Raw genomic sequence first — 26867 nt, 5'->3', positions numbered from 1 at the left:
GCCTCGCCCACCAACGCCATGGCGTCAAGCATCGCGTCCGCCTTACCCGAGGTCCTTCGCGCGCCGGTCCGGCCTCGGTTTGCATACGCAAAGCCTCTGCGGTTGCCCCGTCGGCCACCGTAAGCCTTCGCCCGTGCAACGTCACCTCGAGCTTGGGCAACGCGCGGAGCCTTCCTGCACGCTCCAGAGCACCATCTTTGCGGAGTTGGCAGGCGCCGACCACGCTCCGATCAGTTTTCTCGAGGCTCCGCCTCGGCGGCTCTGCCCCACCCCCTGGCGTCCGCTGCGCGATCGCTCTAGCTTCGCGCCGCGCGCCCGCGGTCCCTTCCGGGATCGCCGGCGCACGAAGCAAGGAAAGAACCCTCATGCGCGTCTACATCATCGGCGCGGGCCCGGGCGATCCCGGGCTCATCACGGTGCGCGGCGCCGAGCTCGTCGCTCGCTGCCCGGTCGTCATGTACACGGGCTCGCTCGTCCCCCGGGAGATCGTGGCGTCCGCGCGGCCGGACGCCCGGGTCATCGACTCCGCCGGCATGACCCTCGACCAGATCGTCGAGGTCTTCGTCGAGGCCAGGGACGCAGGGCACGACGTGGCGCGCGTCCACACGGGCGATCCCGTCCTCTTCGGGTCGACGGCCGAGCAGATGCGCCGGATGGATGCGCTCGGGATCCCGTACGAGATCATCCCCGGCGTCTCGTCCTTCACCGCGGCGGCCGCGGCGCTCGGGCGCGAGCTCACGCTGCCCGAGCTCTCGCAGACCGTCATCCTGACGCGCGCCGAGGGGCGCACGCCGGTGCCGCCCGCCGAGCGGCTCGAGGAGCTCGCCCGCCATCAGGCGACCCTGTGCCTGTTCCTGAGCATCACCCTGCTCAAGGACGTGGCCGCGGCGCTCATCCCGGCCTACGGCGCCGATTGCCCGGTCGCGGTGGTGCACAAGGCGAGCTGCCCCGATCAGAAGATCGTGAGAGGCACGCTCGCCGACATCCGGGACAAGGTGCGGGCCGAGGGCATCAAGAGCCAGTCGATGATCCTGGTCGGCCGGGTGCTCACGTCCACGGATTTCGCCGACTCGCGGCTCTATGATCCGGATTTCAGCCACCGCTTCCGCAAGGCCGAGAAGAAGCTCCTCGTCCCTGGCACGACCGAGGAGGGCTCGTGAGCGCGGAGGAGAGCGCCGGCGCGGGCGCGGCGACGGCAGGTAGAAAAGGGCTCGTCATCGTCTATACGGGCCACGGCAAGGGCAAGACGACGGCCGCGCTCGGCATGGTGTTCCGCGCGCTCGGCCGGGGCATGCGCGTCGCGGTCGTGCAGTTCATCAAGGGCAAGTGGAAGACGGGAGAGCGGCTGTTCGCCGAGACGCTCCCCAACCTGACGTTCCTCGTCATGGGGCGCGGCTTCACCTGGGAGAGCGACGATCTCTCGCGCGACAAGGCCGCGGCGCGCGCGGCCTTCCAGGAGGCCGCGGCGCTCATCGCGGGCGGCGAGCAGGACATCGTGGTGCTCGACGAGATCACGTACGCTCTCCATTACGGCTTCATCGCCGAGGACGAGCTGCTCGCGGCGCTGCGCGCGAGGCCCGCGCACGTGCACGTCGTGATCACCGGCAGGAACGCGCCCGACGCGCTCCTCGCGCTCGCCGATCTCGTGACGGAGATGAGATCGGTGAAGCACCCGTTCGAGCAGGGGCAAAAGGCCCAGATCGGAGTCGATTTCTGATGTCCCGGGCCATCCCCCGGCTCGTCGTCGCCGGCACGGCGAGCGGCGTCGGCAAGACGACCGCCACGGTGGCGATCGCGCGCGCGCTCCGCGCCCGCGGCCTCCAGGTCGCGCTGTTCAAGTGCGGCCCCGACTACCTGGATCCGACGTACCACGCCCGCGCCGTGGCCGGGACATCACACAACCTCGACGGCTGGATGATGGGCCGCGAAGCGGTCCTGTCGACGTTCGCGGCGGAGACCGCCGGCGCCGACGTCGCGCTGATCGAGGGGGTGATGGGGCTGTTCGACGGGGCGAGCCCGACAGGGGAGGAGGGCTCGACCGCCGAGATCGCGAAATGGCTCGAGGCGCCGGTCGCGCTCGTGATCGACGCGTCCGGGATGGCCCGCAGCGTCGCGGCGCTCGTCCAGGGCTTCGCGGGCTTCGATCCGGCGCTGCGCGTCGCCGCTGTCGTGTGCAACCAGGTCGGCAGCCGCGGCCACCTCGACATCCTCCGGCAGGCGCAGGCGCAGGTGAACCGGTCGCTTCCGGTCGTGGGCGGCCTGCCGCGGGACGAGGCGCAGCGCTTCCCCGAGCGCCACCTCGGCCTGCGCACGGCCGACGAGGCCGCGCTCCCCGAGGAGCGCCTCGACCACTGGGGCGCGCAGGCCGAGGCGTGGATCGGGCTCGACGCGCTGCTCGAGATCGCGCGCGCGGCGCCGCCCCTGCCGGCGGCCGGCGCGGCGGCGATACCCGGCGCCGCCGCGACGCCCGGCGCTGGCGCAGCCGCGACGCCCGGCGCCGCCGCCGGCGCGCAGCGCGGCCGGGCGCGCATCGGCGTGGCGTTCGACGAGGCCTTCCACTTCTACTATGCGGACAACCTGCGCCGCCTCGAGGCCGCCGGGGCCGAGCTCATCCGGTTCTCGCCGATCCGCGACGCGCGCTTGCCCGACGTCGACGCGCTCTACCTCGGGGGCGGCTACCCCGAGGTGCACGCGGAGCGCCTGGCCGCGAACGCCGCGCTCCGCGGCGAGATCCGCGCGTTCGCCGGCCGTGGGGGCCCGATCTACGCCGAGTGCGGCGGGCTCATGTACCTGACCGAGGCGATCCGCACGCTGGACGGGCGCGCGCAGCCCATGGTCGGGCTCGTGCCCGCGGAGGCCGCGATGTGCGAGAAGCTGCAGGCGCTCGGGTACGTGGAGGTCGAGACGCAGGCGCGCACGATCCTGGGCGGCGCGGGGCTCCGCTTCCGCGGGCACCAGTTCCGCTACTCCGAGCTCCGCCCGTCGCAGCGCGCTGCGCCGGCGCCGGCCGAGCCGGCCGCGGCGCCGGCGCCGACCGAGCAGCCGCCGTCGCCGTCCACACCGGCGCCCTTGCCGATCGAGCACGCCTACTCCGTGCGGCGCCGCCGCGGCGGCCAGGTCGCGCGCGAGGGGTACCGGGCGGGGAGCGTCCTCGCCTCGTACGTGCACGCGCACTGGGCCTCGAACCCGCTCGTCCCCGAGGGGCTCGTCGCGAGCGCCGCGGCGCACCGGAAGGAGCGCGCGCGATGAGCGGCCCGGGCACGGCGCCGCGCCGGGTCGCCCTCATCGGCGGCGGCGTGCGCTCCGGCAAGAGCGCGTTCGCGCTCTCCCTCGCGCGCTCGCTCGGCGAGCGCCGCGCCTTCATCGCGACCGCCGAGCCGTTCGACGACGAGATGCGGGCGCGCATCGACGCGCACGTCCTCGAGCGAGGCGGCGCGTTCCTCACCGTGGAGGAGCCGGTCGCGCTCCCCGAGCGCATTGCCTCGCTCTCCGGCGTCGACGTCGTCGTCGTCGACTGCCTCACGCTCTGGCTCTCGAACCTGCTGCTCCGCGACGAGACCGAGGGCCGCGCGCTCGGGCCCATCGAGGAGCGCATCGAGGCGCTCGCCGGGGCGGTCGAGTCGGCGGCGCCGCACGTCGTCCTCGTCTCGAACGAGGTCGGCATGGGCGTGGTCCCGGAGAGCCGGCTCGGCCGGGCGTTCCGCGACCTCGCGGGGCGCGCGCACCAGCGGCTCGGCCGCTCGGCCAGCGAGCTCTACGTGGCCGTGATGGGCGCGATCCTCCGCCTGCGCCCCGGCCCTGTCGCGCTCGTCGGCGGCGGCGAGGAAGCGCGATGACGGCCGCCGCCGCGCTGCTCGTCGCTGTCGCGCTCGACCTCGCCTGCGGCGAGCCCCCTTCCGCCATCCACCCCGTCGTGTGGATGGGCTCCGCGATCCAGGCCCTGAAGCGCGCCGCGCCCGCGGGCGGCCGCGCCGCGGAGCTCCTCTTCGGCGTGCTCATGGCCCTCGCGGTCCCCTGCCTCTTCGCCGCGCTCGGCGCCGGCGTCGCGGCGCTGCTCGCCCCGCACCCCGTGCTCGCGCTCGCTTTGTCAGGTCTCTTGCTGAAGCCCACCTTCGCGCTCCGCGCGCTCCGCGACGCGGCCTTCGGCGTGCGCGACGCCCTCGAAGCGGGCGACGTCACCGGGGCCCGCGGCGCGCTGCGCAGCCTCTGCAGCCGCGACCCGTCGGAGCTCGACGAGCCCGCGCTGGTCGCCGCGTCGGTCGAGTCGGTCGCGGAGAACGCGTCGGACAGCTTCGTCGCGCCGCTCTTCTATTTCGCCCTCTTCGGGCTCCCTGGCGCGCTCTTCTACCGCGCGGTGAACACGCTCGACGCGATGATCGGCTACCACGGCCGCTACGAGTACCTCGGCAAGGCCTCGGCGCGGCTCGACGACGCGCTGAACTTCGTGCCGGCGCGGCTCACCGCGCTCCTCCTGCTCGCCGCCGGCTGGCTCCGCGGCGCCGACGCGCGCCGCGGCCTCGCCGTGCTCCTGCGCGACGGCGGCCTCACCGAGAGCCCGAACGCCGGCCGGCCCATGGCGGCGATGGCCGGGCTGCTCCGGGTCGAGCTCGAGAAGCGCGGCCACTACCGCCTCGGCGACCCCGTGGAGCCGCTCCGGCGGGGGCTCATCGACGAGGCCTGCCGGATCGTGCTGCTCGCGGCGCTGCTCTTCGCCGGGCTCGCGGCGGCCCTCCTGGCGGCGGCATCCCTTGGACAGGAGCTCTTCCGATGACGGCGCTCACGGTGATGGTCCAGGGCACGGCGTCCTCGGTCGGCAAGAGCCTGCTCTGCGCGGCGCTCTGCCGCATCTTCCAGCGGCGGGGCCTCCGGGTCGCGCCGTTCAAGTCGCAGAACATGGCGCTGAACTCGTTCGCGACCCTGGACGGCGGCGAGATCGGAAGGGCGCAGGCGGTGCAGGCCGAGGCGGCGCGCGTCGCGCCGACGGTCGACATGAACCCTGTGCTGCTCAAGCCCGAGGGCGACTCGCGCTCCCAGGTGATCGTGCTCGGCAAGCCGATCGGCAGCCTGCACGCGCGCGACTACTTCGCGTACCGGGGAGAGCTCAAGGACATCATCGCCCGCTCGCTCGGGCGGCTGCGCGAGGCGCACGACGTCGTGGTGATCGAGGGGGCGGGCAGCCCCGCGGAGATCAACCTGAAGGACCGCGACATCGTGAACATGCACGTCGCGCGCGTCGCCGACGCGCCGGTGCTGCTCGCCGGCGACATCGACCGAGGCGGCGTGTTCGCGGCGCTGGTCGGGACGATGGCGCTGCTCGAGCCCGACGAGCGCGCGCGCGTGGCCGCGTTCGTGATCAACAAGTTCCGCGGCGACCTCAAGCTGCTGGAGCCGGGGCTCGACATGCTGACGGCGCGGACGGGCGTCCCGGTGCTCGGCGTGGTGCCTTACCTGAAGCAGCTGCGCATCGCGGACGAGGACTCGGTGTCGCTGGAGGGCCGGCGGCGCCGGGCGCCGGCGGGCCCGGGGCAGCTCGACATCGCGGTGGTCCGGCTGCCGCGCATATCGAATTACGACGACGTGGAGCCGCTGGAGCACGAGCCCGGCGTTGTGGTGCGGTTCATCGAGCGGCCGGACGAGATCGGGAATGCGGACCTCGTGCTGCTCCCCGGGACGAAGAGCACGATGGCCGATCTCGCGTGGCTGCGCGCGAGCGGCCTCGCCGAAGCGGTCGCGGCGCGCGCCCGGCGGGGCGGCTGGACGCTCGGGATCTGCGGCGGCTGCCAGATGCTCGGCGGGGCGATCGAGGATCCGGAAGGCGTCGAGTCGGCGGAGCCGGCGGCGCGAGGCCTCGGGCTGCTCGATGTGTGGACGCGGTTCGAGCGGACCAAGACGGTGGCGCAGGTGAGGGCGCGGCTCGCGGGCGGCTCGTTCCTGGGGGCGGCGTGCGCGGCGAGCGCTGGAGAGGCCGAGAGCGAGGGCGCGGGAGAGCTCACCGGCTACGAGATCCACATGGGCCGCGTGGAGCGGGTGGGCGGCGCGGCCGCGGCGTTCTCGATCGCGTCGAGGGGCGGCAAGGCCGAGGCGGCGCTCGACGGGGCCGTGTCGGCGGACGGCGCCGTGGTGGGCACGATGATCCACGGGATCCTCGACAACGACGGGCTCAGGCGCTCGCTCCTCGCGGCGCTGCGCGAGCGGAGGGGGCTCCCCAGGGCCGCGGGCGAGCCGGCGATACCGAGCCGGCACGAGGAGTACGACCGGCTCGCCACGGCGGTCGAGGCGAGCCTCGACAGGGCGCTGCTCGACCGCATCGTGGGGCTCGACAGGCGCTGAGCGGCGCCCGGACGAGCGGGCTCGCCGCGGCTCACTCCTTCGTGAACCTCATGTAGTGCTTGATGGGTCCCGAGGCGTCCGCCCCCGCCGGTACCGGGAAGCCTCTCGTGAACGAGGATCCCTGCACGCAGAACGGGCTCTCCTCGGGCTCCTCGCCCTCGCCCTCGGGCTCGATGGTCAAGATGGATCCGGAGACCGACCAGGTGCCCATCGACGGCGCCGTGATCCGCCCCAAGACAAATGTACACGCGCAGTCGGCGCCCGCATGAGCACACTCCGCCGAGGTGAAGGGCGACTCCTTCCCAGCTGCGAGGCGCTGCATTTTCACGCTGAGCTGCGCGCACGTGATCGGGGTCTCCTCGGCCGCGAGGCACGCCGCAGGGTACACCACCTCGATCGGCCCTTGCTGCGTGATGGTCGTGACATAGGTGTTATCGGCCCGGAATTCGGCGCGTCCGCTCATCACCACGCCGCTGATGTCGCTCTCCGCGTCACACCCCTTGTGGAGGTCCTCGACCATCGAGGGATCCAGGCACGCGCCATCCATCGTCCACGTTCCCGTCGGATCGCCGCCGCACGCCGCGACCAGCCCGCAGGAGGGGCCTTCTTCCTTGCTCTTTCCCTCGTCGTCGACGCTGCCGCCGCACGCGGGCAGCGCCAGCAGGGATGTCACGATCACGGCCGAGCGCGCACGAGAAACCCATTTCATCGCATTCTCCATGGCAACGAGCCAGCCCCTCAGGACGTGCGGTGCATAACACGGGAGGCGTCATGGCTTGCGGAGAAGCGGAGCCCCTGATCACGCTGTCACGGCAGCGTGCCTTCCGGGCAACAGTAGTCGAGGCCCGTCAGCGGTACGCACCCGGGGGGCGGTTCCTTTCCTATCTTGCAGGTCGCCCAGTCCGGAGGGTCGCCGAAGTAGGTGCAGGACTCGACGTCCGTGGCCACCACCGCGCAGTCCGCGCCTCCGGTCCTCCGGCACTGCCAATACGCCGTCCACTCGGGCCTGCACGCCGGCGCCCACGGACCGAAGAAGTTCTCGTCTGCTCCGCAGGCGAGCTGCGCGGGCACCTGGGCCGCCAGGCAGGCGTGGTAGGCGTCGAACTCGGCAAAACACGCCTCCGTCGGGTACTGGTCCATCGCCACGAAGCACGCGAGCGAGCAGTTCTTCGGCGCGCAGGCGGCGCTGAACACGTCGCACGCGGCCTCGCACACCGCTGTCGACCGAGCCTCCGAGTACCCTTCTACGCCCCCGCCCTCTCCAGCTCCCCCGCCGCTCGAACCGCCGCCACAGGCGACAAGAGCCGCTGCGAACAACATCCCCGCAGCCCTGAAAATTTCAGCACGAACAGCAATTTTAACAGAACCAGGAACAGGCCAAACGCTCATTCCGCGCCCGCACTGCAAGGCGTGAGCCGCCCCGGCGAGCGCGTATCGAGGCGCTCATTCGGGCGCCGACGGCGGGGCGAGGTGGGGGCCGCGTCGCCCTCACCCCCCGGCACCCGCGCAGGCCCTGGCTTCGACGATGTCTCGTGGCGCCTTCTCCTCGCCGCCGTTTCGCGCCATCGTGCTCGCGGGATGAACAGGGCACGAACGATCCACGGCGGCCGGACGCGGCGGGCTCCCCGCGCGATCGCGGCGCTCCCGGCGCTGCTCGCCGTCCTCTCGGGCTGCGGGGACCGGCAACGCCAGCCGGGCGGCGGTCCCGGCGACGGCGGCCCCGCCGCCCCGCGGTCGCCGCCCGACGCGGCGACCTCATCGTCGGCGCCCGCGCCGGCGGCGACCGCCTCCTCGTTCGCCGCCACCTCCGCGCACCCCGCCGTCCCGACCGCCGTCCCGAGCGCGTCGAGCGACGTGGTCGCGGGCGCGTCGCAGCGGTACGAGTCCGGGCCCTCGGTGATCGCGTCGGACAGCATCGACGGCGCCGCCCTCAGGAAGCGGCACGTCGAGCGCATCAAGGCCGACGACTCGCCCGTCACCGTGCTCCGCGGCCAGGGTCCCCTGGAGCTCGGCAAGCGCATCTGCGAGGTGGTGGTGCCGAGGCGCCCCGCGGCGACTCCCGTGCTCCTCAAGCCGAACATCTGCGGGTTCGACAGCGTGAAGGACCCTGCGAAGTCGAAGGGCGACGACGGCGTGACCGGCCGGATCACCCAGCCGGAGTTCGTTCGAGGCGTCGTCCAGTGCCTCAAGGCGCGCGGGCACACGAAGATCACGATCGCCGAGGGCTGCGGCCACTCGCACAAGTTCTGGAAGGACATCGCGCAGCGCACCGGCTACGAGGCGATGGCCGCGGAGGAGGGCGCCGCGCTCGTCGCGATGGACGACGACGGGGTCTACGACGTCGCCGGGGACAGGCCCGGAAAGCCCCTCGCCATCCGCGGCATCCAGACAACGCACGTCCCGACGCTGCTCATGCCGAAGGTGCTGGCCGAGCACCTCGACCACGGGCTCTTCCTGTCGCTCCCCCGGCTCAAGATGCACCGGTACTCGGTCATCTCCGTCGGTATCAAGGGGATGCAGGGCACGGTCATGCTGTCGGACAGCGCGCCTGCCTACAAGCAGAAGTGGAGGATGCACAGGGAGCTCAAGGCGTACCTGGACACGAAGTCCGCTGGCCAGGAGGATAGATCTCTTTACTTGTCGTCGCTCCGCGTCTTCGCCGAGCGGATGGTCGACGTGCTCGAGATATCCGCGCCGGACGCGGTGCTCGGCGACGGCGCGCCGGCGATGGGCGGAGACGGCTTCCAGGTCCTCCACCCCACGGCGGAGATGGTGGCCGTCGGCGGCACGAACCCGGTGCGGGTCGACCGCGTGGCGGCGGAGCTCCTCGGCGTCTGGAACAGCCCAGCGCTCGCGCGCGAGCTCGGCGGCCACCGGACCTCGCCGCTCATCGACGCCGCGGCGAAGCGCTTCGGGCTGGATCTCAAGGCGACGGCGATCACGGGAGACGGGGCAGAGCTCCTGAAGAGCCCGAGGCCCGTCCACTACAAGGCGATGGCGCCGTTCCGGCTCGACTGGGAGCCCGGACAGGCGCCCTTGCCGGGCGGGCCCGCGAAGGGGCTCGATCCCGCGCCGCCGGCCTCGCAGAAGGCGCCCGACGGGAAGCAGGGCGAAGGGCCGGGCGGAGGCCCCGCGAAGCCGGAGGCACACGCGTCGTCGCTGCCGCCCGGAGAGCAGATCGTGCTCGACGGGAAGGCCGACGACGCGGCATGGAGCCGCGCGAAGGCCGTGCAGTGGGACACCGACTATGCCGGCAAGGGCACCGGGTTCCCCACGCGGGCGCGCTTCCTCTGGTCGAAACAAGGGCTCCACGCGCTCTTCGAGCTCTCGAACGCGGGGCTCGACACGGATCGCTCGAAGCCCGTCGGCGCGGAGCGGAAGGGACTTTATAAAGAGGATTGCATCGAGCTCTTCCTGACGCCGGCCCCGGGCTCGCCGAGGCGGTATTTCGAGGTGGAGATCGGGCCATTCGGCCATTTCTTCGATATCGCGATCGATCGCGACACGCGCCAGGAAGACACGGCGTGGTCGAGCGGCGCGACGATCGCGACCAGCCAGGACGCGCAGGCGCGCACGGCCGTCATCGAGGCGCTGCTGGCGGCGCCGGGGATCGTGGGCGCGCTCGCCCCGAACGCGCGGCTGCCCATGAACCTGTACCGGATGGAGGGCAAGGATCCGCGGCACTACCTCGCGTGGAGCCCGCCCCGCACGAGCAAGCCGAACTTCCATGTCCCCGAGGCGTTTGGAACGCTCGTGCTCGATCCCTGAGCCGGACAGGTGCTAGAGCGACAAACGGGTTGAAGCTGCACGCGGACGGCGAGAAGTTGAGACGCCACAAGACGCCAATTTTTATTGTTTTCTTGGCGTCTTTTGGCGTCTTGGCGGCTCATTTCTCTGGTTTCCAAGCTGATCGATGTTCTAGAGCGGTCGCTGTTCACGGGAGAAGCTCCGCGGAGTTGACCTGACAGCGCCTCCTCGATTACGAGCGCAGGATGCCGATCGATCTCGCCGCCCTGCTCCGCTCGGTCGAGCTGCGCCGCGAGGACGAGAGCCCGGATCCCGGGCCGCTCTCGGCCACGTGGGAGGACCCCGCGGCGTTCCGGCGCGCCCTCTTCGCCTTCGCCGCAGCGCGGACTGGCACGCTCAAGAGCCGCGCTGGAACAGCCTATGACGTCTACGCCGACGCCGTGCTGCGACACGCCGCCTCGGACAGGATCGCCTTCGTCGAGGTGCCGAGTCGAGGGGCTCCGGCGCGGCTCCGCTTCTCCGAGCTCCACGCGCGGGCCTTCGCGCTCGCCGCGGCGTGGACGCCCCTCGGCGTCAAGCCCGGCGCCGCGATCGCGATCGTCCTCCCGCCCGGCGTGACCGGCGTCGTGGCGCTCGCCGCCGCGCTGTACGCCGGCGCGTGCGTCTCCTGGATAACGCCGAAGGGCGATCTCGCGCTCGCAGCCGCCATGGAGGCCCTCGCGCCGGCCCACGTCGTGCTCGATCCGAAGGCGCCCGCGAAGGTGGGCGAGAAGCTCGCGAAGAAGGCGCTCCCGGTCGCGGCCCCTCCGCGCGCCCCGGCCGTGGGCCCGCACGCCTACGCCCCGAAGGAGCCGTGCCTCGGCGCGCTCTCCCCCCTCCGCGCGCCGTTCGGGACAGCCACCCTCGTCCCCGCAGAGACGGTGGTTTCCAGCGCCCTCTCGGACGCGATGCTGGTTTATCGCCTCGCGCCCGGAGAGCGGCTGTCGGCGCCGGGGTTTCACCACGAACAGGCCTTCTTGCCCATGGTGCTGTCGGCGTGGCTCGCGGGCGCGGCGTACGTGTCCGTCCCGCTCGCCGCCTTCCAGTCGACCCCCGCCGTCCTCGACGCGGAGGGCGTCAACGCGCTCGGCCTCTCTGCGTCCGCCACCGCGGCGCTCCGCGCCTCGCCCCGCGCCTGGCCGGGCTCGCTCAAGGCGCTGTTCCGGGACGTTGGGGAGCCGCTCGACTGGATGGAGACGCGCGCCGCGCTCGCCGGAAACAACCTCGGCAAGCTGCCCCTCTCCAACCTGCTGATCGACACGGCCGCGGGGGGCACGGTGCTGTTCTCGGCGCGGCGCCCTCTGGGGATCAACGCCAAGGCGCTGCCCTCTCCCGGGGTGCCGTGGGACCTCTTCGATCCCGCCACGAAGAAGCCCACGACCGGCGACGCCGGCCTGTTCGTGCGGCGCGGCGACAAGCCGGACAAAGACGGTTATTTCCTGCTCGCCCGCGTGGCGTCGGAGTACCTGTGGGGCAGCACGCTCACCCCTCGGAGGTCAGCGCGGGTGTTTCCGGGAGAGGCCTTGTCGCTCGCGGTGAGCGAGCTGCCTTTCTGCGAGGGCGCGGCCGTCGTGCCCTTGCCGGGCGGGGCCGCGCGCGGCGACACGCGGTTCGTGTTGTGCGTGTTCATCGGCGGACGGAAGATCGAACCGAGCTTCACCGACGCGATCGACAAGCTCGTCCGCGAGCGCTTCGGGCCAGACTACACCCCGGACGCGGTGGAGCTCTTCCCGCTGTACGGACGCGGAAAAGGCAAGAAGGTCGACCCGGAGTGGTGCGCCTCCAACTACCGCGCCGGCCGCCTGCACGCGCGCGCCGCGAACCCGGGAGTCGCCGCGCTCGTGGAGCTGCGGCGGCGGCTGACCTCACCGCCCCCTCGTGGGGAGAACGGCGGATGAGCCTCGGGGCGCGCCCCGCTCGGGTGGGAATCACCTCCGGCGCGCGGGGAATTTGGTGCTCGCCGGCGTGACGGGTACGTTCGCGCTCGGCAGCCCGTGTACGACAACGAGATCAGGCAGGCGCTGGACCAAGGGCTCCAGCGCATCGGCGCACAGGGAGTGTCCCTCGCCCCCTTGAACAACGCCGACGACGCCCGCCCGTACATCGAGGGCGCGCTCCGATCCATTGTCTCGGATCTCGACTGGCACCTCGGCGTGGACGGGTCGCGAGCGATGATGGCGCCCCTCATCGCCTCGGGCCTCCTCGACCACGCGGTGCGCGACCTCTTCGGCCCGTGCCAGACCGCGGCGCTGCTGTACGCGCGCGGCGAGTGGAGCATCGTCAGCTCCCTCCGGACGGCGCGCACGCGCGGTCTCCTCACGACCACGACCAGCATCAGCCGGAGCCTCTTCTCCAACCTGGTGTACACGCTCCCGCCCACCGTCGCCGACCGGGTCGACGCGCTCATCAAGCTCGTCAGGCAGTCCTATATCGACTTCGGGGTCGAGATCGTCACTCGCCTGCACCGCGACAGAGCCCTCCTCGCGACCCTGTTCGGCGTGGGAGGGGGCGTGGCCGCGATCGACATTCAGGGGAGCGACCCGCACGTCTGCGCGCGCCGCGTGGTGATCGTGAGGTACGGCAACGGCGTGCGCGTCGTCTACAAGCCCACCGATCTCACGTTCCAGCTCATGCTGATGGGGTCGCCGCAGTCCTTCGCGGCGTGCGCGCAGGGCCACCCCCGCGTGGCCAACTTCAGGAGCCTGTTCGACACGTTGAACATGGGCTTGCCGCTGCTCCACATCGCCGCGCCGAAGCACAACGCCGGCTACGGATACATGGAGTTCAAGCCCCGCGCGCAGGCGATGACGGAGCAGCAGGCGAGCAGGTACTTCCACGGGATGGGCAAGCTCATCGCCGTCGCGAACGCCTTCGGGATCACCGATCTCCACCAGGAGAACGTGATGGCCACCGTGAACGGGCCCTTCCTGATCGACGCGGAGATGGGCTTCTCGCTCGCTCCGAACGCCGCACCGGCGAATACCCTCATCTCGCACACCAAGCTCGAAGCGGCGCTCGGGGCGAGACCGCCAGCGGCCACCCAGGCGGGCGGCATGTTCGCCCCCTACCGCGACCCCAACACCGGATGGGAGGCCCAGTCGGTCTCGCTCCCCGGCGGCGGAGGCCACGCGAACTCCGGGGCGGCCACCGCGAACGGCGGGGGCGTCCGGAACGCGAGGACGTACGCCCTCTTCATCGCCCTCGGCATCATGGACGGCGTGGACGGCGTGGCCGCCGCGCTCAACCACGCGAGCAACTGGCTCATGCAGCAGTTCGATCGGGTCAACCCGCTGGCGCGCGTGATCCTCACCACCTCGACCATGGTCCGCCAGCACGTGAACGGCATCACGGAGTACCTGCGAGGCACGCTGATCGACGAGGCCACCGCGATCAACGGCAATTTCATGAGCTGGACGGAGTGGTACGGCGGCGTCTTCAACGCGGTGCCCGCCGCGTTCTTTCCGCCTCGTGACAAGGCGGTCATGTACGATCCTCGCCCCAAGATCGGCGTCACGACCGCGGCCGCCGCGCTTGCCGGGGTCCACGTCTCCAGCACCCAGGAAGTCCGTATTCGGCTCGCGACGACGCACATGGGCGGCGCCATCGCCCGCACGAAGACGGATCTCCAGACAGCGCTGGAAGCGGAGCTGCAGATCCCCCGGCGCCTCCAGCATCCAGAGAGAGTACGCCAGTTCCTCTGATCCAGAAAACTTCACTCCTCCCCGTCACCTCGGGCATGCTCGCGCTCCTGCGAGAGGAGCGCTTTCCATGTCCGGTCCCCAGGTCGTCGCCGGCGCGACCATGATGTGCAGCTTCGGGCTCGCCCCCTCGACGCTCGCCGTGCTCCCCGTGAAGGGCGTGCTCTCGAGCGCGCCCTCCGCGAACATCGCCGACATGGCGGCGATCGCGACCATCCCCCCGTTCGGCGCCTGCACGTCGCTCGCCAATCCCACCGTCGCCTCGGCCACCGCGGCCGCGCTGGGCGTGCTCACGCCCATGCCGTGCGTGCCGGTCCCGGCCGGGACGTGGCTGCCGGGCAACACCAAGGTGATGATCAAAGGGCCTCCGGCCACCGACGTCTCCTGCAAGCTCATGTGCTCCTGGGGCGGGGTGATCCAGGTGCTCAATCCAGGGCAATTCAAGGTGATGGACGTCTGAGGCATGCTCGATCCCGCCCTCCTCGAAAAGGCGCTCTCAGGCGGCGGAAAGGACGCCGAGGACGGCCGTCTCCCCGCGCTCGAGAGCGCCATGGCGAACGACCCGATCGGCGGCGCGGATCTGGCCAGGAGCGCCCTCGAAAAAGGGGTGACCGACGTGCGCGTCATCACCGCGTATGCGCTCGGCCTGTTCGCGGAGCAGGGGCCCCCGGCGCTCGCCCCGATCTTCACCTCCCTCCGGAAGGCAGTCGTCGAGAGGTGGAGCGCGCTGCGCCCCGCGGAGCGCAAGGAGCGGACGGTCGATGGGGCGTATTCGACGCTCTTCCGGACGATCGTCCAGCACATCGACGTCCATGAGAAGATGAAGGACGCGACGTTCAAGCAGTGGAGCCGCGCCGATCACGACGCCGTCGGCGGACCCGCGCTCCTCGCCTCGGCCGCGCTGCGAGACGCCATCACCCAGGTGCTCCCGGCGCCGCGCTCGACGGACGCGCTCTCCGAGCTGGAGGCGCGCGTGAGGACACACTTCGACAAGATCGCCGCGGCCGCCAGGCCGGCCCCCCGGCCCGAGCCCCCGCCCGAGCCGCCGGCCGACGTCGCGCCCGAGGCTCCGGAGGCTCCCGAGGACGACCCTGCTCCCGTCTCCGAGACAGTGCCCGCCCGCGTCGCTCCCGCCCGCGCGCCGGACACCTCTGCTCCCTCGGGCACGCTGCGCGTCTCGCCGGCGTTCGCGCACCTCCTCCGGAAGCTCGACGCCTTCAGCACGCTGGTCGAGAGCGGGCAATATCCGAAGGCGGCGGTCATCGCGGACGACCTCCGTCGCACCCTCAAGAGCTTCGATCCCAAGGTGTTCTTCCCCGACGTCTTCGTGCCCTATTTCCAGGCGCTCTCCTCGCACATCGACGAGATCGCGCCCTGCTGGGAAGAGATGGGCAGTCCGCGGTGGGAGGCGCTGGAGCAGCTCTACCAGGTGGATCTGGACGCCTTCGTGGACGGGTGACCGGCGGTGGCCGCGCCCGGATTGCCCGCCTCCTCCGACCCGCCGGACGCGCCCCCCGCGGGAGAGCTGGAGTCGGCGCTCGCGAAGCACGCGCGGCGATTCGAGCCGTGGGCGCTCTACCGGCTCGTTCAGCGCCTCTTTCCGGGCCGCCCCATCCACCTCCGGGGCCGCTCGTCCGCCGCGCCGCAGCCCTCGGCCGTGGACTCCATCGGATTCGGCCCCGCCGGAGTGACCATCACGCTGAACCTGGGTCTCCGGTCGGCCACGTCGGCGCTCCCGTCGTATTTCCGGGAGCTCGAGGCCGATCCGCTGCTCGGGCCGCCCCTCTTCACGCTGATCGAGACCATCGACGCGGCCCTCCTCCGCGACAGGCTCGAAGCCCTCGACCCCGGATCGAGCGGCTGGCTCGCCCCGGCGGGGCGGTACCTCGGCGACAGGCTGCGGCAGATCTCGCGGCTCGCGACGCCCTCGGGGCTCTATTGGCTCTTTTCGCGGGTGTTCCCCGAATTCCAGGTCTCCGTCCGAAGAGGGATGTTCTCCGAAAAGCTCGCCGCCATGGCGGCCGAGCTCGGGCGAGCGGCGCTCGGCTCGGCGATGCTCGGCGGCACCGTGCGCTCCCCGACGTGGGGGTTCGACGTCGTGCTCCACAAGACGTGGAACGACACGTGGATCGACAATGATTGGCCCGTCGAGGTGATGCGCCGGCTGGAAAACACGGTATGGCGCGGGCTCGATCCCACCGAGGCGCTCCTCCGCGTCTGGCTCGTCGATCCGGACGGGCGCGCGGCGCTCCGGCTCGGCGACGGCAGGGTGGGAGTGGAGCCCCTCGTCGTGGCCTCGCGGCCCGAAGTGCGCCTGCTCTTCGAGGGTCGCGCGCCGCGCTCGCGCGGCGATTGAAGCGGGGCGCACCGGGGCTGCACCGCGCTTCTTTGGCCCTGGACGCTGGACCGTGAAATGCTTTCCGTATCGCGCTGGAAGGCGGTCAGGCTCGTGACGCCTGCTCCGCGGTGTGAGAGCCCGCGCCCAGGAGAAGATCGTGAGCAATCAATTTCCCTATCCTTTCCCAGAACGGTTCCGTTCCCGGCTGATGCTCCGCTACCGGACGCGCATCAGCGGGACGGAGGCGCAGAAGAAGCTGCCCTTCCGGCTGCTCGTGCTCGGCAACTTCACCGGGGACCACGCTCACGCCGAAGGTGAGTACGCAAACCGGGTCTCCAACCTCCCCTCCCTCTATGACAGGCCCATTCGCTCGTACGTCTTCGGCGTGCTGGGCGCCAGGGTGGACAAGTTCATGGGGGAGCTGCTCCCCTATGTGAAGCTCGAGCCGTGGCTCGCCACCGACCTGCCCGGGACCATCACGGGCCTTCAGCTCACTGGCGCTCTCCCGGCCAGCAAGGCGCCCGAAGGAACGCCCGAGAGCGTGCAAGTGAAGCTCTCCGGCTCGGCGAGCTTCACGAGCACCGAGGACCAGAACGGCCTCTGCAAGGTGGCCGGCAAGCTCTCCTTCGGCGCCCAGGTCGAGCTCGTCGCTGACAGCCTGCCCACGATGATCGACGCGGGCCTCGGCGGCGGCGGCAAGGTGCGCGGCCTGTTCACGATCCCGGCGCGGGACGAGCCCGTCGGCGTCGTCGCGGGCGTGGTCGAGACGGTCGGCAAGGGCGAGCGGGCCTTCAGAACGAGGCTTTACGTCCAGAAATCCGAGCAGGACGACACCAAGGTCGTGGCCACGCCGATCACGATGGATCAGTGGGCAGGCCTGGTCCCGGACGAGCAGAAGGGCTTCGCCGTGGACGCGGCGGCGGCCGTCGATCGAGCGACTCAGCAGGTCACGGACGCGGGCGCGCAGAAGACCGCCACCGACGCCCTGAGCGTCGATGCGCTGCCGGACGCCGTCAAGACCGCCCTCGGCGCTACGACGCTGCAAGACGCGAAGGACGCCGCCGACGCCTCGGTCAAGGCTGCGACCGCGGCCAAGGGCGCCGCGGACACCGCGAAGACCGCCACCGATGCCTCGGCGACCAAGGTCGCCGCGCTCGACGGCAAGAGCGGCGCAGATCTGGACAAGGCCGCTGCCGACGCGGAGGCCGCGCTGCAGAAGGCCCGCGATCTGATCGATTTCGCGAAATCGGCAGGCGGGGCCGCCAAGGACGCCGCCAGCGCCGCGAAGGCGGCCCACGACGCGCTCGCCGCCCTGATCGCCAAGGGGCAGAGCGCCACCGCCGCGGACGCCACCGACGCCAGGACCAACGTCCGGAAGGACGTCGCCACCAGGGCGCAGACCAGCGCCGAGGGCGTGAAGACGTCATCGGACGCGTTGAACGCCGCCCCGCTCTCGCCGATCCCGCCGGTCGTGCCGAACGGCAAGATCCCCTTGAACGCCGAGCGCGTCCTGCCGTTCGACTCCATCGCTGCGTTCAATCCGGACACCATCGCGTCGAACATCCCGGAGCTGAACCGCCTCGGGATCATCAGCGAGCTGGTCGGATCGCTCAAGAGCGAGCTGCGCAACGTGCCCGCGCTCCGCGACACGATGCGCGCCGCCCTGGAGAACGACACGTCAGGCCTCCTCGCCCTGCAGGCCGCTCTGCAGCCCGGCTACCAGCAGCTCGCCATCGTGAAGTCCGCGGCGCCCCCCGGCGCACCGGGCAACGGCTCGCCGGGCGCCCCGCCGGAGCTCCAGAGGGCGGTGCTCAGCGCGGTCGGCTCCTCCGTGGGAGAGACGGTCGACAAGAACGGGGCGCTGGCGCTCGTCAAGCTGCAGGGCCCGGCCCCCCAGAACGGCGCGCCCGTGCGCTATTCGAAGGTCGAGTTCCGCGATCACGACGTCACCGTGAGCGACGGCGCGAGGCTCATGAACGAGCTCGCCGCGCTCCTCCTCAACGTGGACATCGTGACGACCAAGCCGACCGGCCCTCTGGCGCCCGGCGCGAAGCTCAAGCTGTATTCCGGCAAGGGCGCCAACCTGAGCGAGCTCCTCGACGTCTGCTCGAAGCTCAGCGCCCAGGTGGATCGACAGCTCAGCGAATACCTGGACAAGATCTACCACGCCCCCGGGGTCCAGGAGCTGGAGCGGAACTGGAAGGGGCTCGAGGATCTCTGCCAGTACGTGCAGCAGGAGAACATCGTGATCGACTTCCTCGACGTCACGCGCGAGGAGCTGCGCAACGACTTCCTGGATCACGACTCCGACATCTTCTCCAGCGCGCTCTTCCGCAAGGTCTACATCGAGGAGTACGACCGGTACGGCGGGGAGCCGTTCGCGACCATGCTCGGCCTCTACGAGTTCGAGGACGTGCGGGGCGACGGCGCCGACATCAAGTGGCTGCGGACCATGTCGAAGATCGCGGCGTCCGCGCACTGCCCGTTCCTCGCCTCGGCGAACAGCAAGTTCATGGGCAAGGACTCGATGCAGGACGTGGCCGATCTGGCCGATCTCGACGCCGTCCTGTCCAACCCGAAGTACGGCAAATGGGACGCCTTCCGCGACGAGGACTACGCCGCCTACATCGGCCTGATCCTGCCGCGGTACCTCGTCCGGACGCCGTGGGGCTCGACGGGAGAGCCCGAGCTCGGCAACGAGATCGCCTATGAAGAGACGGTGCACCCCGAGCGGCCGGGCGACGAGAACAACTTCCTCTGGGGCAACCCCGTGGTGCTGTTCGGCAAGAACCTCATCCGCTCGTACGCGACGAGCGAGTGGGCGCAGCACATCCGCGGCCCGAAGGGCGGCGGCAGGGTGGACGGGCTCACCGTCTTCTCGTACACGCGCAAGGACGACGAGATCGTCTACGGCAAGAAGGCCATCGGGGTCGACGGCAAGGAGGAGTTCCTCCCGCCCGTCGAGATCGTGATCCCCGACTACCGAGAGTACCAGTTCGCGAGGAACGGGCTCATCGCGCTCGTGCACAAGAAGGGCGAGGCGGTCGGCACGTTCTTCAGCGCCCAGTCCGTGAAGAAGGGCAGGAACTTCCTCGAGGACGTCGCGACGAAGAACTCCTTCCTCGTCACGAACCTCGCGTACACCTACTCGATCACGATCATCGCGCACTACGTCAAGGCGATGGTGCGCGACTACATCGGATCGACCGCGGACGGCGACTACATCCAGAAGTCGCTCGCCGAGTGGCTCTCCGGCTACGTCACCACCGTGACCAACCCGGACGATCTCACGCTCCGCTACTACCCCTTCAAGGCCACCTCGGTGACCGTCGAGCCGAAGCCCGGGCCGTTCGGCTGGTACAAGTCGGTCATCTCGGTCCTCCCGCACGTGCAGTTCGAGGGCATGGACGTCGAGCTGCGCCTCGAAGCCAGCCTGGGCGGCAAGTGATCCTGAAGCGATCCGAGGAAAGGACGAGCTGCCATGCCTGAATACAGAAGAAGCCTCGATATCTACCAGGGATACAACTACAAGAAAGACAAGCAGACCCCGGTCGGCTACCTGACCAAGATCAAGGTCGCCGGCACGGATCTCACGGTCGATCAGACCTGCAAGGACCCGACGAACCCCACCACGGATCTCAAGTGCGTGGCGGTGCTGAGCGGCGCCCTGTGGGAGACGGGCGTCACCGACGCGGTGTACCTCTCCGGCCAGGTCTCGGCGCCGAACCGGCAGACCCTCGCGAGCCTGATCATCAACAGCCTGACGAGCGTCGAGGTCGTGTACCAGTTCGCTGTGTACGACTACGACCCCGTCGCGAAGAAGTACTACCTCGCGTTCCACGCGAACCAGACCGACATGAACGGCCTGCTCGAGAAGCGCGGGGAGGACCTCAACGTCTCGGTCGCCGACGACGCCTCCAACGAGGTGCAGTCTCCGATCAACTACGCGTTCCAGATCGGGATCAAGCCGCAGCCCAGCGCGCAGACCCTCCACATCGCGACCGCTGATCAAAAGAACGTCGTCAAGTCCTGGGGCCTGGCCCTCGGCTGACGGGAGACGAGATGGAGAGCCTCGCCCGCGTCGACTGGCACCTCGGACAGATCCTCCGCCCGGAAGACTTCGAGTCTCTGGAGGAGTCCCTGTCCGAGGAGCTTCGCGCGCGGGCCGAGGCTCCCGGGCTCCCGGCGTACGGCTGGCTCGAGCTGGAGTGGGATCCCGGCGACCTGTCGCGCGGTATCCTGCGCCTCGAGAGGGCGACGGCCGCCATGCCCGGCGGGCCGATCGTGCGCTCCTCCGACAACCTCTCTCTCCCGGAGCCCGTGAAGCTCAAGGCCGCGGGCACGCCTGAGGTCGACGTGTACTTCCACGTGCTCGCCGCGGAGCCCACCGAGGGCCAGCGGGCGGGCGCCGTGGGGACCCCGCGCATCACCCTCCGGTCCGAGCTGTCGTTCAAGGAGGCGTCCGCGCGCGGCCGATCGCTCCACGTGGGGCGCTTCGAGACGCGGGACGGCAAGGCGTTCCACGTCGCTCCGGCCGCCGTCCCGCCCCTCCTCCGGCTCCGATCGACTCCCCATCTCCACGCGCGCCTCGTCGGGTTGCGAGACCGGCTCACCCGGTATTCCGACGAGCTCCGCAAGCACGTGGCGCAGGCCCGAAGGTCGGCCGGCCCCACGCAGGCCTTCCTGCGCGGGCGCGCCGAGGTGATGAAGGCCGTCGCGCTCCTCGACGACGCGCTCCTCGACGCCCCGCAGGGCGCCGAGAGCCGCTCGCACGCGCGCCTGCACCCGTACACCGTGCTCGCGGCGCTGCGGTCGCTCCTCGTGGAGCTCCACCTCGTCGAGGGCACGCTGCCCGACGGCCTCCTTCCGAGGTACGATCACGACAACCTCGGCGGCCTGTTCGGCGACTTGATCTACGCGATCGAGGCCCGGATCGACGGGCTGCCGCTCACGACGCCGACCATCCAGCTCGTCGAGTCGGAGGGCCGCTTCGTGGCGCAGGACATCCCCGAGGACGTGCTCGACGCGCCGGAGATCTACCTGGTCATCGAGCGCCCGACGCCGTACGGCGAGATGCCCCTGGAGCGGTACAACGTGCGCCTCGGCGAGCCGAGCCGGCTGCCCTGGATCAATCAGCATTCCACGCGCGGGATCCGCCCCGCCCGGACGAGCGCCTCCCCCGCCGACTTCGGCGCTCGGTTCGACGTCTATGCGCTCCCGAAGCCCGACGGCAAGCAGCGCCAGCGCCTCGAGGGGCACCGCGTGGACACGCAGCGCATGGAGCCGCACCGCGCGGACACGCAGCGCATGGAGCCGCACCGCGCGGACACGCAGCGCATCGCCACGCTCGAAGAAGAGTGGAAGTACGTGCGTGCCAGCCGCTCCATCGGCTTCTTGCGCCCGAAGGAGCTGGAGGGCATCCGCGCCGCCCTCTACTGGACCTACCCGGCGAGCACGGCGCGCTGAGGGCGGACGATGGGCCTCCTGGGACGTCTGGCCGGTGAGCGCATGGAGTCCGCCCTGAAGTCGGTCGCGCGGAACCTCGCGACCGTGCTGAACGCGAAGAAGGGATATGCCGAGGCGGCCGAGGTCTTCGGCCTCGGCGACTACGACGAACACCTCGCGACGAACCCGCTCATCGAGACCCTGGGCCGCGAGATGCTGAAGCTCATCGAGGACTACGAGCCGCGCGCCGAGAAGCCGGTGCTCACCTTCCTCGGCGCAGACAGCACCCTGTACGCGGCCTTCCAGCTCCAGTGCGAGGTCGAGGGGAGCCCCGCGGCCTTCTGGATCCGGATGCACACGATCCTGCGCTACGTGACCGTCGAGCCCATGGCCCCGGGGCCGGACGGAGGAAGGGCGCCCACGTGAACGACCGGCTCGCCGCCACGCTGACGCTCACCTGCGGCGGCACGGCCCACACGATCCAGGGCGGCAACGTGCGCGGCTTCTCGCTCCGGCTCACGCCGTGGGGCGCCGAAGGAACGGTCGAGTTCGTCCTCCAGGACGACCAGACACGAGGCGGCCAGTACATGGACGACGTGCTCGCCGACTTCCAGAAGCCCGATCTCGCCGAGGTGAGCCTCTCCGTCACCGCCGTGCGCTCGGACGCGCAGAAGGACCCTACCGTTCCGGCGATCGCGACGCGCGGCCTCGTCGTCGAGCGGAGCGTGACCGAGAAGATCCACGACAAGGGCTTCACGGAGCGCCCGGTGCTCTACCGCAGGTATCGGGTCCGCTTCGTGGACGCGGCGCGCGCCCTCTGGAGGCAGCACCACCCGACGCTGCTCTACGTGGACCAGTCGTTCCAGGACGTCCTCGACGCCAACAAGGGCGACAAGATCACGCTCTCCTACGACTGGGACACGCTGTCCGCCGCGGTGCCGATGGTGTTCTTCCACCTCCACAAGGCCGCGGGCGCGAGCTTCTACGATCTCGTGACCTGGTACGTGAGCGACAAGGCGGGCGTCCTCACGTTCGATCACGCGGCCGGGACCTACAAGCTCTCGAAGACCAAGGACGCCTCGGGGACGGCGGCGGTCCTGCCGCGCGAGGACGTCGTCGACCTGACCTGGGAGATCGCCGAGCCCGCGCGGTACGCCCCGCGCATCGTGAACGTCTCGGCGGCGTCCCCGAAGCTCTCGGCGATCACGAACCAGGACGCGGCGACTGGCATTTACGAGGACGTGGTGATCTGCACGGACGTCGCGCAGGAGGGCGACGATCAGGTGACCGCCGAGACGTCCCGCGCGCGTGCGCCCGCGACCCGGTTGGCCCTCTCGTTCGCGCGGTTCCCCACCGTGCCTGTCTCCCCGGGCAGCCTGGTCACCGTGTCGACGAGCGGCGGGTTCTCCAGCTCCATCCGCACGCCCCCGGGCGACCTGCGCGTGCTCGAGCTCTCGATGTCGGCGCGCGCGCTCGATCAGGGCCCCGAGGCGGACTACGGCGACACCGCGACGGGGTTCGAGATCGAGCTCGGCCTCCTGCTCGAGGACCAGGACGACCCCTTCGTGTCCCTCTCGCCGTTCGTACCCCCGAAGTTCCCGGGTTACCTCGAAGGAAAGTGCGTCAGCGCGATCGGCGAGGACACCGACGTCACCTACGAGATCACCGCGAACGAGACAACGTCCGTGGACGAGTACAAGGTCGAGATCCCGTCCTTCGAGGACAAGCAGATCAAGGCGCCGTACATGTCGGCGCAGGCGACAGGCACCTTCTACCTGCCCGTCTACAAGCAGGAGCGGGTGCGGCTCGCGTGCTTCTTCGATCGCGCGGAGATCGTCCGCGTCCTCGATCACCGGGCCGGCGCGCGGGTGCCGCAGGACGGCCAGGGGCAACACCTGCTCTTCGGAAAGTCCGACAAGAGCAACACCTCGATGCTCCACGACTACCAGAGCGACAAACCGGTCCTCCGCGTGCTCCGCACGAACGAGAACGACACGGTGCTCCTGCGCCTCGAAGAGGGCAAGATGACCCTCAAGGTCGAGGAGACGGAAGGGGGAGGGTCGTAGTCGTGGGCAAGCTGGTCTGCACCGTGGAGCTCGACAAAGTGGCGGGGATCACCGTCACGATCGAGAACAAGGACGACCAGATCACGCAGACCGTCGCCATGAACGGGACCTCGATCACCCTCACCGTGAAGGGCTCCGACGCGACAAGCACCATCACGCAGACCTCCGCGAAGGTCAGCGTCTCGTGCAAGGAGTTCGAGGTGATGGCCTCCGAGACGATCACCATGAAGTCGACAAAGGCGTCCACCTACCAGAGCGACGACACGATGACCGTGAAGAGCGCGAAGGACATGACCCTCTCGTCGGACAAGGACATCTCGGCGACCGGCACCAACGTGAGCGTCACCGGCAACACGAAGATCGCCCTCTCGGGAGGCGGTCAGAGCACGGTGGATCTGACGTCCTCCGCGGCCAAGGTCGCGTCGATGGAGGTCGACGCCGCCGGGCAGACCAAGGTGAGCGTGTCCGGGGCGATGGTCCAGATCAAGGCCGATGCGACGCTCAACGCGGAGTCGACGGGCACGGCCACGCTCAAGGGCAGCCTCACCAACGTGCAAGGCCAGCTCGTGAACGTGGGCTGAGGGAGCGGCGACATGGACGAAGGACCCCAGTTTCGCGCCCTGTTCCACGAAGAGCTCGCGGCGCTCGATCACACCATCGAGGACGGCGTCCGCAGGGGCGAGCTCGCCGCCGGGACGGACGATCCCGACGTGCGGAGGCTCATCGAGGCCATGGCGTTCTTCTCGGCGCGCACGCGCGCGTCCGCGAGCGCCGCGATGCGGGCGGCGATCATCCGCCTGGCCGGCGGCCTGCTCGACGATCTGTTCGCGCCGATGCCCGCGGCGGCGCTCCTCCAGGCGGACGGGTGGGGCCTCCTCGACGCGCCGATCGAGCTGCCCGAGAGCACGCAGATGCGGGTCGAGACCTATGACGGGCGGGCGTCGGTCTTCTCGACGCGAGGCCCCCTGTCCGTGCGGCCGATCCGGATCCAGAAGGCCGAGATCGCGAGGAGCGCGCGCGGCGCGGAGCTGCGCATCCACCTCGCGGCCAGGGTGCCGCAAAAGGGCCCGATCGAGCTCCCGTTCTTCGTCCGGCGGCACGGCGACTACAACGCCGCGGCCGAGCTGCACGAGGAGCTGCGCCGCCACTTCCTGCGCGCGGTCGCGACCAAGGACGACGGGATCGACCGCGCCTGCGACGTGTCGTTCGAGCCGCCCGCGCCCGCGAGGCCGTGGGACATCGGCGAGGGCGGCTCGCCGATCGACCGGATCCGCTCCTTCTTCCACGCCCCCGAGCGGGCCCTGCTCTTCCGCGTCTCCGTGCCGGCCGAAGGGCCGGCCCCCGAGCGGATGACGCTGACGATCTCGCTCGGCGCGAGCTTCCCGGAGCAGCTCTCGGTCACGACCGACACGTTCGCGCTCTTCGTGGTGCCGATGCAGAATGCATGGAGTGATCTGGCCGAGCCGATCTCCGTCGACGGCACGAGCGACGCCCGCCAGGTCCGGCTGCTCCACTCGGCGCTCGCGGGGGTCGAGCCGGTGGCGGTGCGCGGCGTCTACAGGCCCGTCCAGAAGGTGCTGACGCCTGTCCCGCCGCGCTCGCTCTCGGGCGAGGAAGGGGACTCGTACGAGGCGCTCTTCCCCGAGGACGGCAGCGTCATGGTGCGCGTCTCCTCGCCCGACGCGGTGACCGCGCCGTGGATCGCGCAGGTGGACGCCGTGTGGTCACAGCCCTCGCTCTGGCAGAACGCGCGAGGCCCGCTGACCGTGCGGCCGCAGCGCAAGAAGGCCCTCGACGGCCTGGCGCTCCGCGTGCTCGGCAATGTGCGGCCGCCCCTGCCGAGCCCCCTCGCCCTCTCGCCCGAGAAGGGGCTCGACGTGCTCGCGCTCAAGCAGAAACCCACGCTCGAGGCGCGCGACCTCCGGGCCCTCCTCGCGCTCTTCGGCGCCTCCGGCGCGAGCCCGTTCGCCCGGTTTCCCGGCCGGATCGCCGGCCTCACCGCGTCGTTCGCGCCCGATCCGATCGGCGCGCGCGGCCCGCGAAAGAGGGTGTATCGTGTGGAGATGCAGCGGCCCGCGGCAGGAGAGGAGGCGCTCGCGCCCTGGTTCCACCGGCAGGTCTCGGCGCTGCTCGACGCGTGGAGCCCCGAGCCCGCGGACGTCGAGACGACCTCCCCGCGCGCGGGAGATCAGGACATCTCACCATGACGCAGGTGGGCAGTCCATCCAGCCCGGCCGCGGCGCCTCGGGAGGACGGGGTGCTCCACCTCTTGCGCGACGTGACGGCCGCGCACGCGAAGCTCGAGAAGATCATCGAGGACGCGTTCGACGCCGGCCCGGGCCTGCCCGATCTCGTTGTGCTCTCGACCGACATCTCCGACGAGCTGGACCACCTGCGAGGGCGGGTGTCCCGGAGGACGCGCGCTGCGCCCGAGAACGTGCTGCTGCCGCTCGTGTGCCTGTACGACGAGCGCGTGCTGCTCCGCGCCGCCCCGCTCGGCGGGAGCGAGGAGTGGCTGCGCGTGCAGCGGCGCGACTACGCGCCTCGCGAGGACGGAGGAGACCTGTTCTTCGAGGAGCTCGCGCCCCTCGTCCCGCGCGCCGAGCAGCTCGCGCAACAGCCCCCTTCGGACGAGCGCGATCGGGTCCTGTTGCTCCTGACCCTCTATCGATTCTGCCTCTCGGAGGGCTTCACCGGCGGCTACGCCGGCGCCCCCGATCTGCTCCGCGAGCGCACGGAAGAGGTGCAGAGCGCGCTGCGGCTCCTCGTGCCCTCGGCGCCCCGCGCCGCGCCCCTGGCGATTCCAGAGCCCCCGGAGTCCTGGCTCGCGAGGCTGCGAAAGGCGCTCTCGCTCTGAGCGCGGATCGCCGCGGGTGAGGGCAGAGACAGCGCAGACGCCTTTTTTTTGTGGCCGCGCGCCGCCCGTGGTCAGATCCCCCCATGGAGCGCCTTGGCCCGGGGTCCGACGATGCCGCACCGGCGCCGCGCCCGTCCGCGCCGCCGGCGAAGGGCGGAGTCTCGCCCGAGCAGGCGCTCCTCGCCAGCGTCGAGGCCCGCCTCTCTGCCTCGCTCTCGAAGACGGCCGTCGCCGCCGTGCTCGCGCCGCTCCACGAAGCCGTGGCCCCGGGGGCGAAGATCGACCCAGCGAAGCTCGTGGCCACCTTCGAGACCATCGAGGACCTGCTGGAAGCAGTGGGCTGAGCT

Annotated in this window: 23 protein-coding genes; 21 read left to right on the top strand and 2 right to left on the bottom strand. The window is 70.9% G+C overall.

Annotated elements, in window-relative coordinates; all coding sequences use genetic code 11:
• Positions 1 to 365 precede the first annotated feature (365 nt).
• Genes cobM through WMF22_RS01170 form a run of 6 tightly spaced genes read left to right on the top strand, consistent with a single transcriptional unit; the run spans position 366 to position 6330 of the window.
• The gene (gene cobM, locus WMF22_RS01195; RefSeq protein WP_437297289.1) at positions 366 to 1160 is read left to right on the top strand and encodes a precorrin-4 C(11)-methyltransferase; all 795 of its coding nucleotides are present in this window, start codon (positions 366 to 368) and stop codon (positions 1158 to 1160) included.
• A complete protein-coding gene (gene cobO / locus WMF22_RS01190; RefSeq protein ID WP_437297288.1) occupies positions 1157 to 1717 on the top strand; it encodes a cob(I)yrinic acid a,c-diamide adenosyltransferase in 561 nt (186 codons plus the stop codon). Before cobM ends, cobO begins: the two co-directional genes overlap by 4 nt.
• On the top strand, positions 1717 to 3249 hold the full coding sequence (locus WMF22_RS01185) for a cobyrinate a,c-diamide synthase (RefSeq protein ID WP_438034567.1): 1533 nt from the start codon (positions 1717 to 1719) through the stop codon (positions 3247 to 3249). Before cobO ends, WMF22_RS01185 begins: the two co-directional genes overlap by 1 nt.
• A complete protein-coding gene (gene cobU / locus WMF22_RS01180) occupies positions 3246 to 3836 on the top strand; it encodes a bifunctional adenosylcobinamide kinase/adenosylcobinamide-phosphate guanylyltransferase (protein ID WP_438034566.1) in 591 nt (196 codons plus the stop codon). The genes WMF22_RS01185 and cobU overlap by 4 nt, the downstream gene beginning before the upstream one ends.
• Positions 3833 to 4771: an adenosylcobinamide-phosphate synthase CbiB gene (gene cbiB / locus WMF22_RS01175; protein WP_438034565.1), complete on the top strand. Its 939-nt coding sequence runs from the start codon at positions 3833 to 3835 to the stop codon at positions 4769 to 4771. Before cobU ends, cbiB begins: the two co-directional genes overlap by 4 nt.
• Positions 4768 to 6330: a cobyric acid synthase gene (locus WMF22_RS01170; RefSeq protein ID WP_438034564.1), complete on the top strand. Its 1563-nt coding sequence runs from the start codon at positions 4768 to 4770 to the stop codon at positions 6328 to 6330. Before cbiB ends, WMF22_RS01170 begins: the two co-directional genes overlap by 4 nt.
• Positions 6331 to 6361: 31 nt before the next feature.
• Here WMF22_RS01170 and WMF22_RS01165 read toward each other — a convergent pair whose 3' ends face one another.
• Both WMF22_RS01165 and WMF22_RS01160 read right to left on the bottom strand, forming a co-directional pair.
• Positions 6362 to 7009, bottom strand: a complete 648-nt coding sequence (locus WMF22_RS01165; protein ID WP_438034563.1) for a hypothetical protein — start codon at positions 7007 to 7009, stop codon at positions 6362 to 6364.
• 128 nt (positions 7010 to 7137) lie between these two features.
• Entirely contained in the window at positions 7138 to 7545 is a 408-nt protein-coding gene (locus tag WMF22_RS01160; protein WP_438034562.1) for a hypothetical protein, read from the bottom strand.
• Positions 7546 to 7908: 363 nt separating this feature from the next.
• Here WMF22_RS01160 and WMF22_RS01155 point away from each other — a divergent pair, with 363 nt between their 5' ends.
• The 15 genes from WMF22_RS01155 (at position 7909) to WMF22_RS01085 (ending at position 26864) form a co-directional block, all read left to right on the top strand.
• On the top strand, positions 7909 to 10098 hold the full coding sequence (locus WMF22_RS01155; protein WP_438034561.1) for a DUF362 domain-containing protein: 2190 nt from the start codon (positions 7909 to 7911) through the stop codon (positions 10096 to 10098).
• Positions 10099 to 10322: 224 nt separating this feature from the next.
• Entirely contained in the window at positions 10323 to 12014 is a 1692-nt protein-coding gene (locus WMF22_RS01150; protein WP_437297280.1) for an AMP-binding protein, read from the top strand.
• 96 nt (positions 12015 to 12110) lie between these two features.
• Positions 12111 to 13817 carry a DUF4135 domain-containing protein gene (locus WMF22_RS01145; RefSeq protein WP_437297279.1) on the top strand — a complete coding sequence of 569 codons (1707 nt, stop codon included), beginning with the start codon at positions 12111 to 12113 and terminating at the stop codon, positions 13815 to 13817.
• Between the two features lie 67 nt (positions 13818 to 13884).
• A complete protein-coding gene (locus WMF22_RS01140; RefSeq protein WP_437297278.1) occupies positions 13885 to 14274 on the top strand; it encodes a DUF4280 domain-containing protein in 390 nt (129 codons plus the stop codon).
• 3 nt (positions 14275 to 14277) lie between these two features.
• Positions 14278 to 15273, top strand: coding sequence for a type VI secretion system protein IglI family protein (locus WMF22_RS01135; protein WP_437297277.1), 996 nt, complete (start codon positions 14278 to 14280; stop codon positions 15271 to 15273).
• Positions 15274 to 15279: 6 nt separating this feature from the next.
• Positions 15280 to 16170, top strand: a complete 891-nt coding sequence (locus tag WMF22_RS01130; protein WP_437297276.1) for a hypothetical protein — start codon at positions 15280 to 15282, stop codon at positions 16168 to 16170.
• A gap of 139 nt (positions 16171 to 16309) precedes the next feature.
• Positions 16310 to 19600, top strand: coding sequence for a type VI secretion system contractile sheath large subunit (gene tssC / locus WMF22_RS01125; RefSeq protein ID WP_437297275.1), 3291 nt, complete (start codon positions 16310 to 16312; stop codon positions 19598 to 19600).
• A 33-nt stretch (positions 19601 to 19633) separates the two neighbouring features.
• Positions 19634 to 20203: a hypothetical protein gene (locus tag WMF22_RS01120; protein WP_437297274.1), complete on the top strand. Its 570-nt coding sequence runs from the start codon at positions 19634 to 19636 to the stop codon at positions 20201 to 20203.
• An 11-nt stretch (positions 20204 to 20214) separates the two neighbouring features.
• Positions 20215 to 21618 (top strand): type VI secretion system baseplate subunit TssK, encoded by a 1404-nt coding sequence (tssK, locus tag WMF22_RS01115; protein WP_437297273.1) that lies wholly within the window; start codon positions 20215 to 20217, stop codon positions 21616 to 21618.
• A gap of 42 nt (positions 21619 to 21660) precedes the next feature.
• Entirely contained in the window at positions 21661 to 22023 is a 363-nt protein-coding gene (locus WMF22_RS01110) for a GPW/gp25 family protein (RefSeq protein WP_437297272.1), read from the top strand.
• Positions 22020 to 23663, top strand: a complete 1644-nt coding sequence (locus WMF22_RS01105; protein ID WP_437297271.1) for a hypothetical protein — start codon at positions 22020 to 22022, stop codon at positions 23661 to 23663. The genes WMF22_RS01110 and WMF22_RS01105 overlap by 4 nt, the downstream gene beginning before the upstream one ends.
• A gap of 2 nt (positions 23664 to 23665) precedes the next feature.
• A complete protein-coding gene (locus WMF22_RS01100) occupies positions 23666 to 24244 on the top strand; it encodes a hypothetical protein (RefSeq protein WP_437297270.1) in 579 nt (192 codons plus the stop codon).
• Positions 24245 to 24256: 12 nt separating this feature from the next.
• Positions 24257 to 25870, top strand: a complete 1614-nt coding sequence (locus tag WMF22_RS01095) for a type VI secretion system baseplate subunit TssF (RefSeq protein ID WP_437297269.1) — start codon at positions 24257 to 24259, stop codon at positions 25868 to 25870.
• Complete coding sequence (locus tag WMF22_RS01090) at positions 25867 to 26520, top strand: hypothetical protein (RefSeq protein ID WP_437297268.1); 654 nt, start codon at positions 25867 to 25869, stop codon at positions 26518 to 26520. The genes WMF22_RS01095 and WMF22_RS01090 overlap by 4 nt, the downstream gene beginning before the upstream one ends.
• A gap of 83 nt (positions 26521 to 26603) precedes the next feature.
• Positions 26604 to 26864 (top strand): hypothetical protein, encoded by a 261-nt coding sequence (locus WMF22_RS01085; protein ID WP_437297267.1) that lies wholly within the window; start codon positions 26604 to 26606, stop codon positions 26862 to 26864.
• Positions 26865 to 26867 lie beyond the last annotated feature (3 nt).

Origin of the sequence: Sorangium sp. So ce204 (assembly GCF_051526795.1) — a bacterium.
Taxonomy (GTDB): Bacteria; Myxococcota_A; Polyangia; order Polyangiales; family Polyangiaceae; genus Sorangium; species Sorangium cellulosum_B.
This window is presented reverse-complemented; position numbering and strand designations above follow the sequence as displayed.

Coding starts and splice junctions, on each gene's coding strand:
- WMF22_RS01095 (WP_437297269.1), top strand. CDS start 24,257: ATGGACGAAGGACCCCAGTTTCGCGCCCTGTTCCACGAAGAGCTCGCG.
- cobM (WP_437297289.1), top strand. CDS start 366: ATGCGCGTCTACATCATCGGCGCGGGCCCGGGCGATCCCGGGCTCATC.
- cbiB (WP_438034565.1), top strand. CDS start 3,833: ATGACGGCCGCCGCCGCGCTGCTCGTCGCTGTCGCGCTCGACCTCGCC.
- cobU (WP_438034566.1), top strand. CDS start 3,246: ATGAGCGGCCCGGGCACGGCGCCGCGCCGGGTCGCCCTCATCGGCGGC.
- WMF22_RS01185 (WP_438034567.1), top strand. CDS start 1,717: ATGTCCCGGGCCATCCCCCGGCTCGTCGTCGCCGGCACGGCGAGCGGC.
- WMF22_RS01140 (WP_437297278.1), top strand. CDS start 13,885: ATGTCCGGTCCCCAGGTCGTCGCCGGCGCGACCATGATGTGCAGCTTC.
- WMF22_RS01110 (WP_437297272.1), top strand. CDS start 21,661: ATGGAGTCCGCCCTGAAGTCGGTCGCGCGGAACCTCGCGACCGTGCTG.
- WMF22_RS01090 (WP_437297268.1), top strand. CDS start 25,867: ATGACGCAGGTGGGCAGTCCATCCAGCCCGGCCGCGGCGCCTCGGGAG.
- WMF22_RS01155 (WP_438034561.1), top strand. CDS start 7,909: ATGAACAGGGCACGAACGATCCACGGCGGCCGGACGCGGCGGGCTCCC.
- WMF22_RS01120 (WP_437297274.1), top strand. CDS start 19,634: ATGCCTGAATACAGAAGAAGCCTCGATATCTACCAGGGATACAACTAC.
- WMF22_RS01150 (WP_437297280.1), top strand. CDS start 10,323: ATGCCGATCGATCTCGCCGCCCTGCTCCGCTCGGTCGAGCTGCGCCGC.
- WMF22_RS01170 (WP_438034564.1), top strand. CDS start 4,768: ATGACGGCGCTCACGGTGATGGTCCAGGGCACGGCGTCCTCGGTCGGC.
- tssK (WP_437297273.1), top strand. CDS start 20,215: ATGGAGAGCCTCGCCCGCGTCGACTGGCACCTCGGACAGATCCTCCGC.
- WMF22_RS01135 (WP_437297277.1), top strand. CDS start 14,278: ATGCTCGATCCCGCCCTCCTCGAAAAGGCGCTCTCAGGCGGCGGAAAG.
- WMF22_RS01085 (WP_437297267.1), top strand. CDS start 26,604: ATGGAGCGCCTTGGCCCGGGGTCCGACGATGCCGCACCGGCGCCGCGC.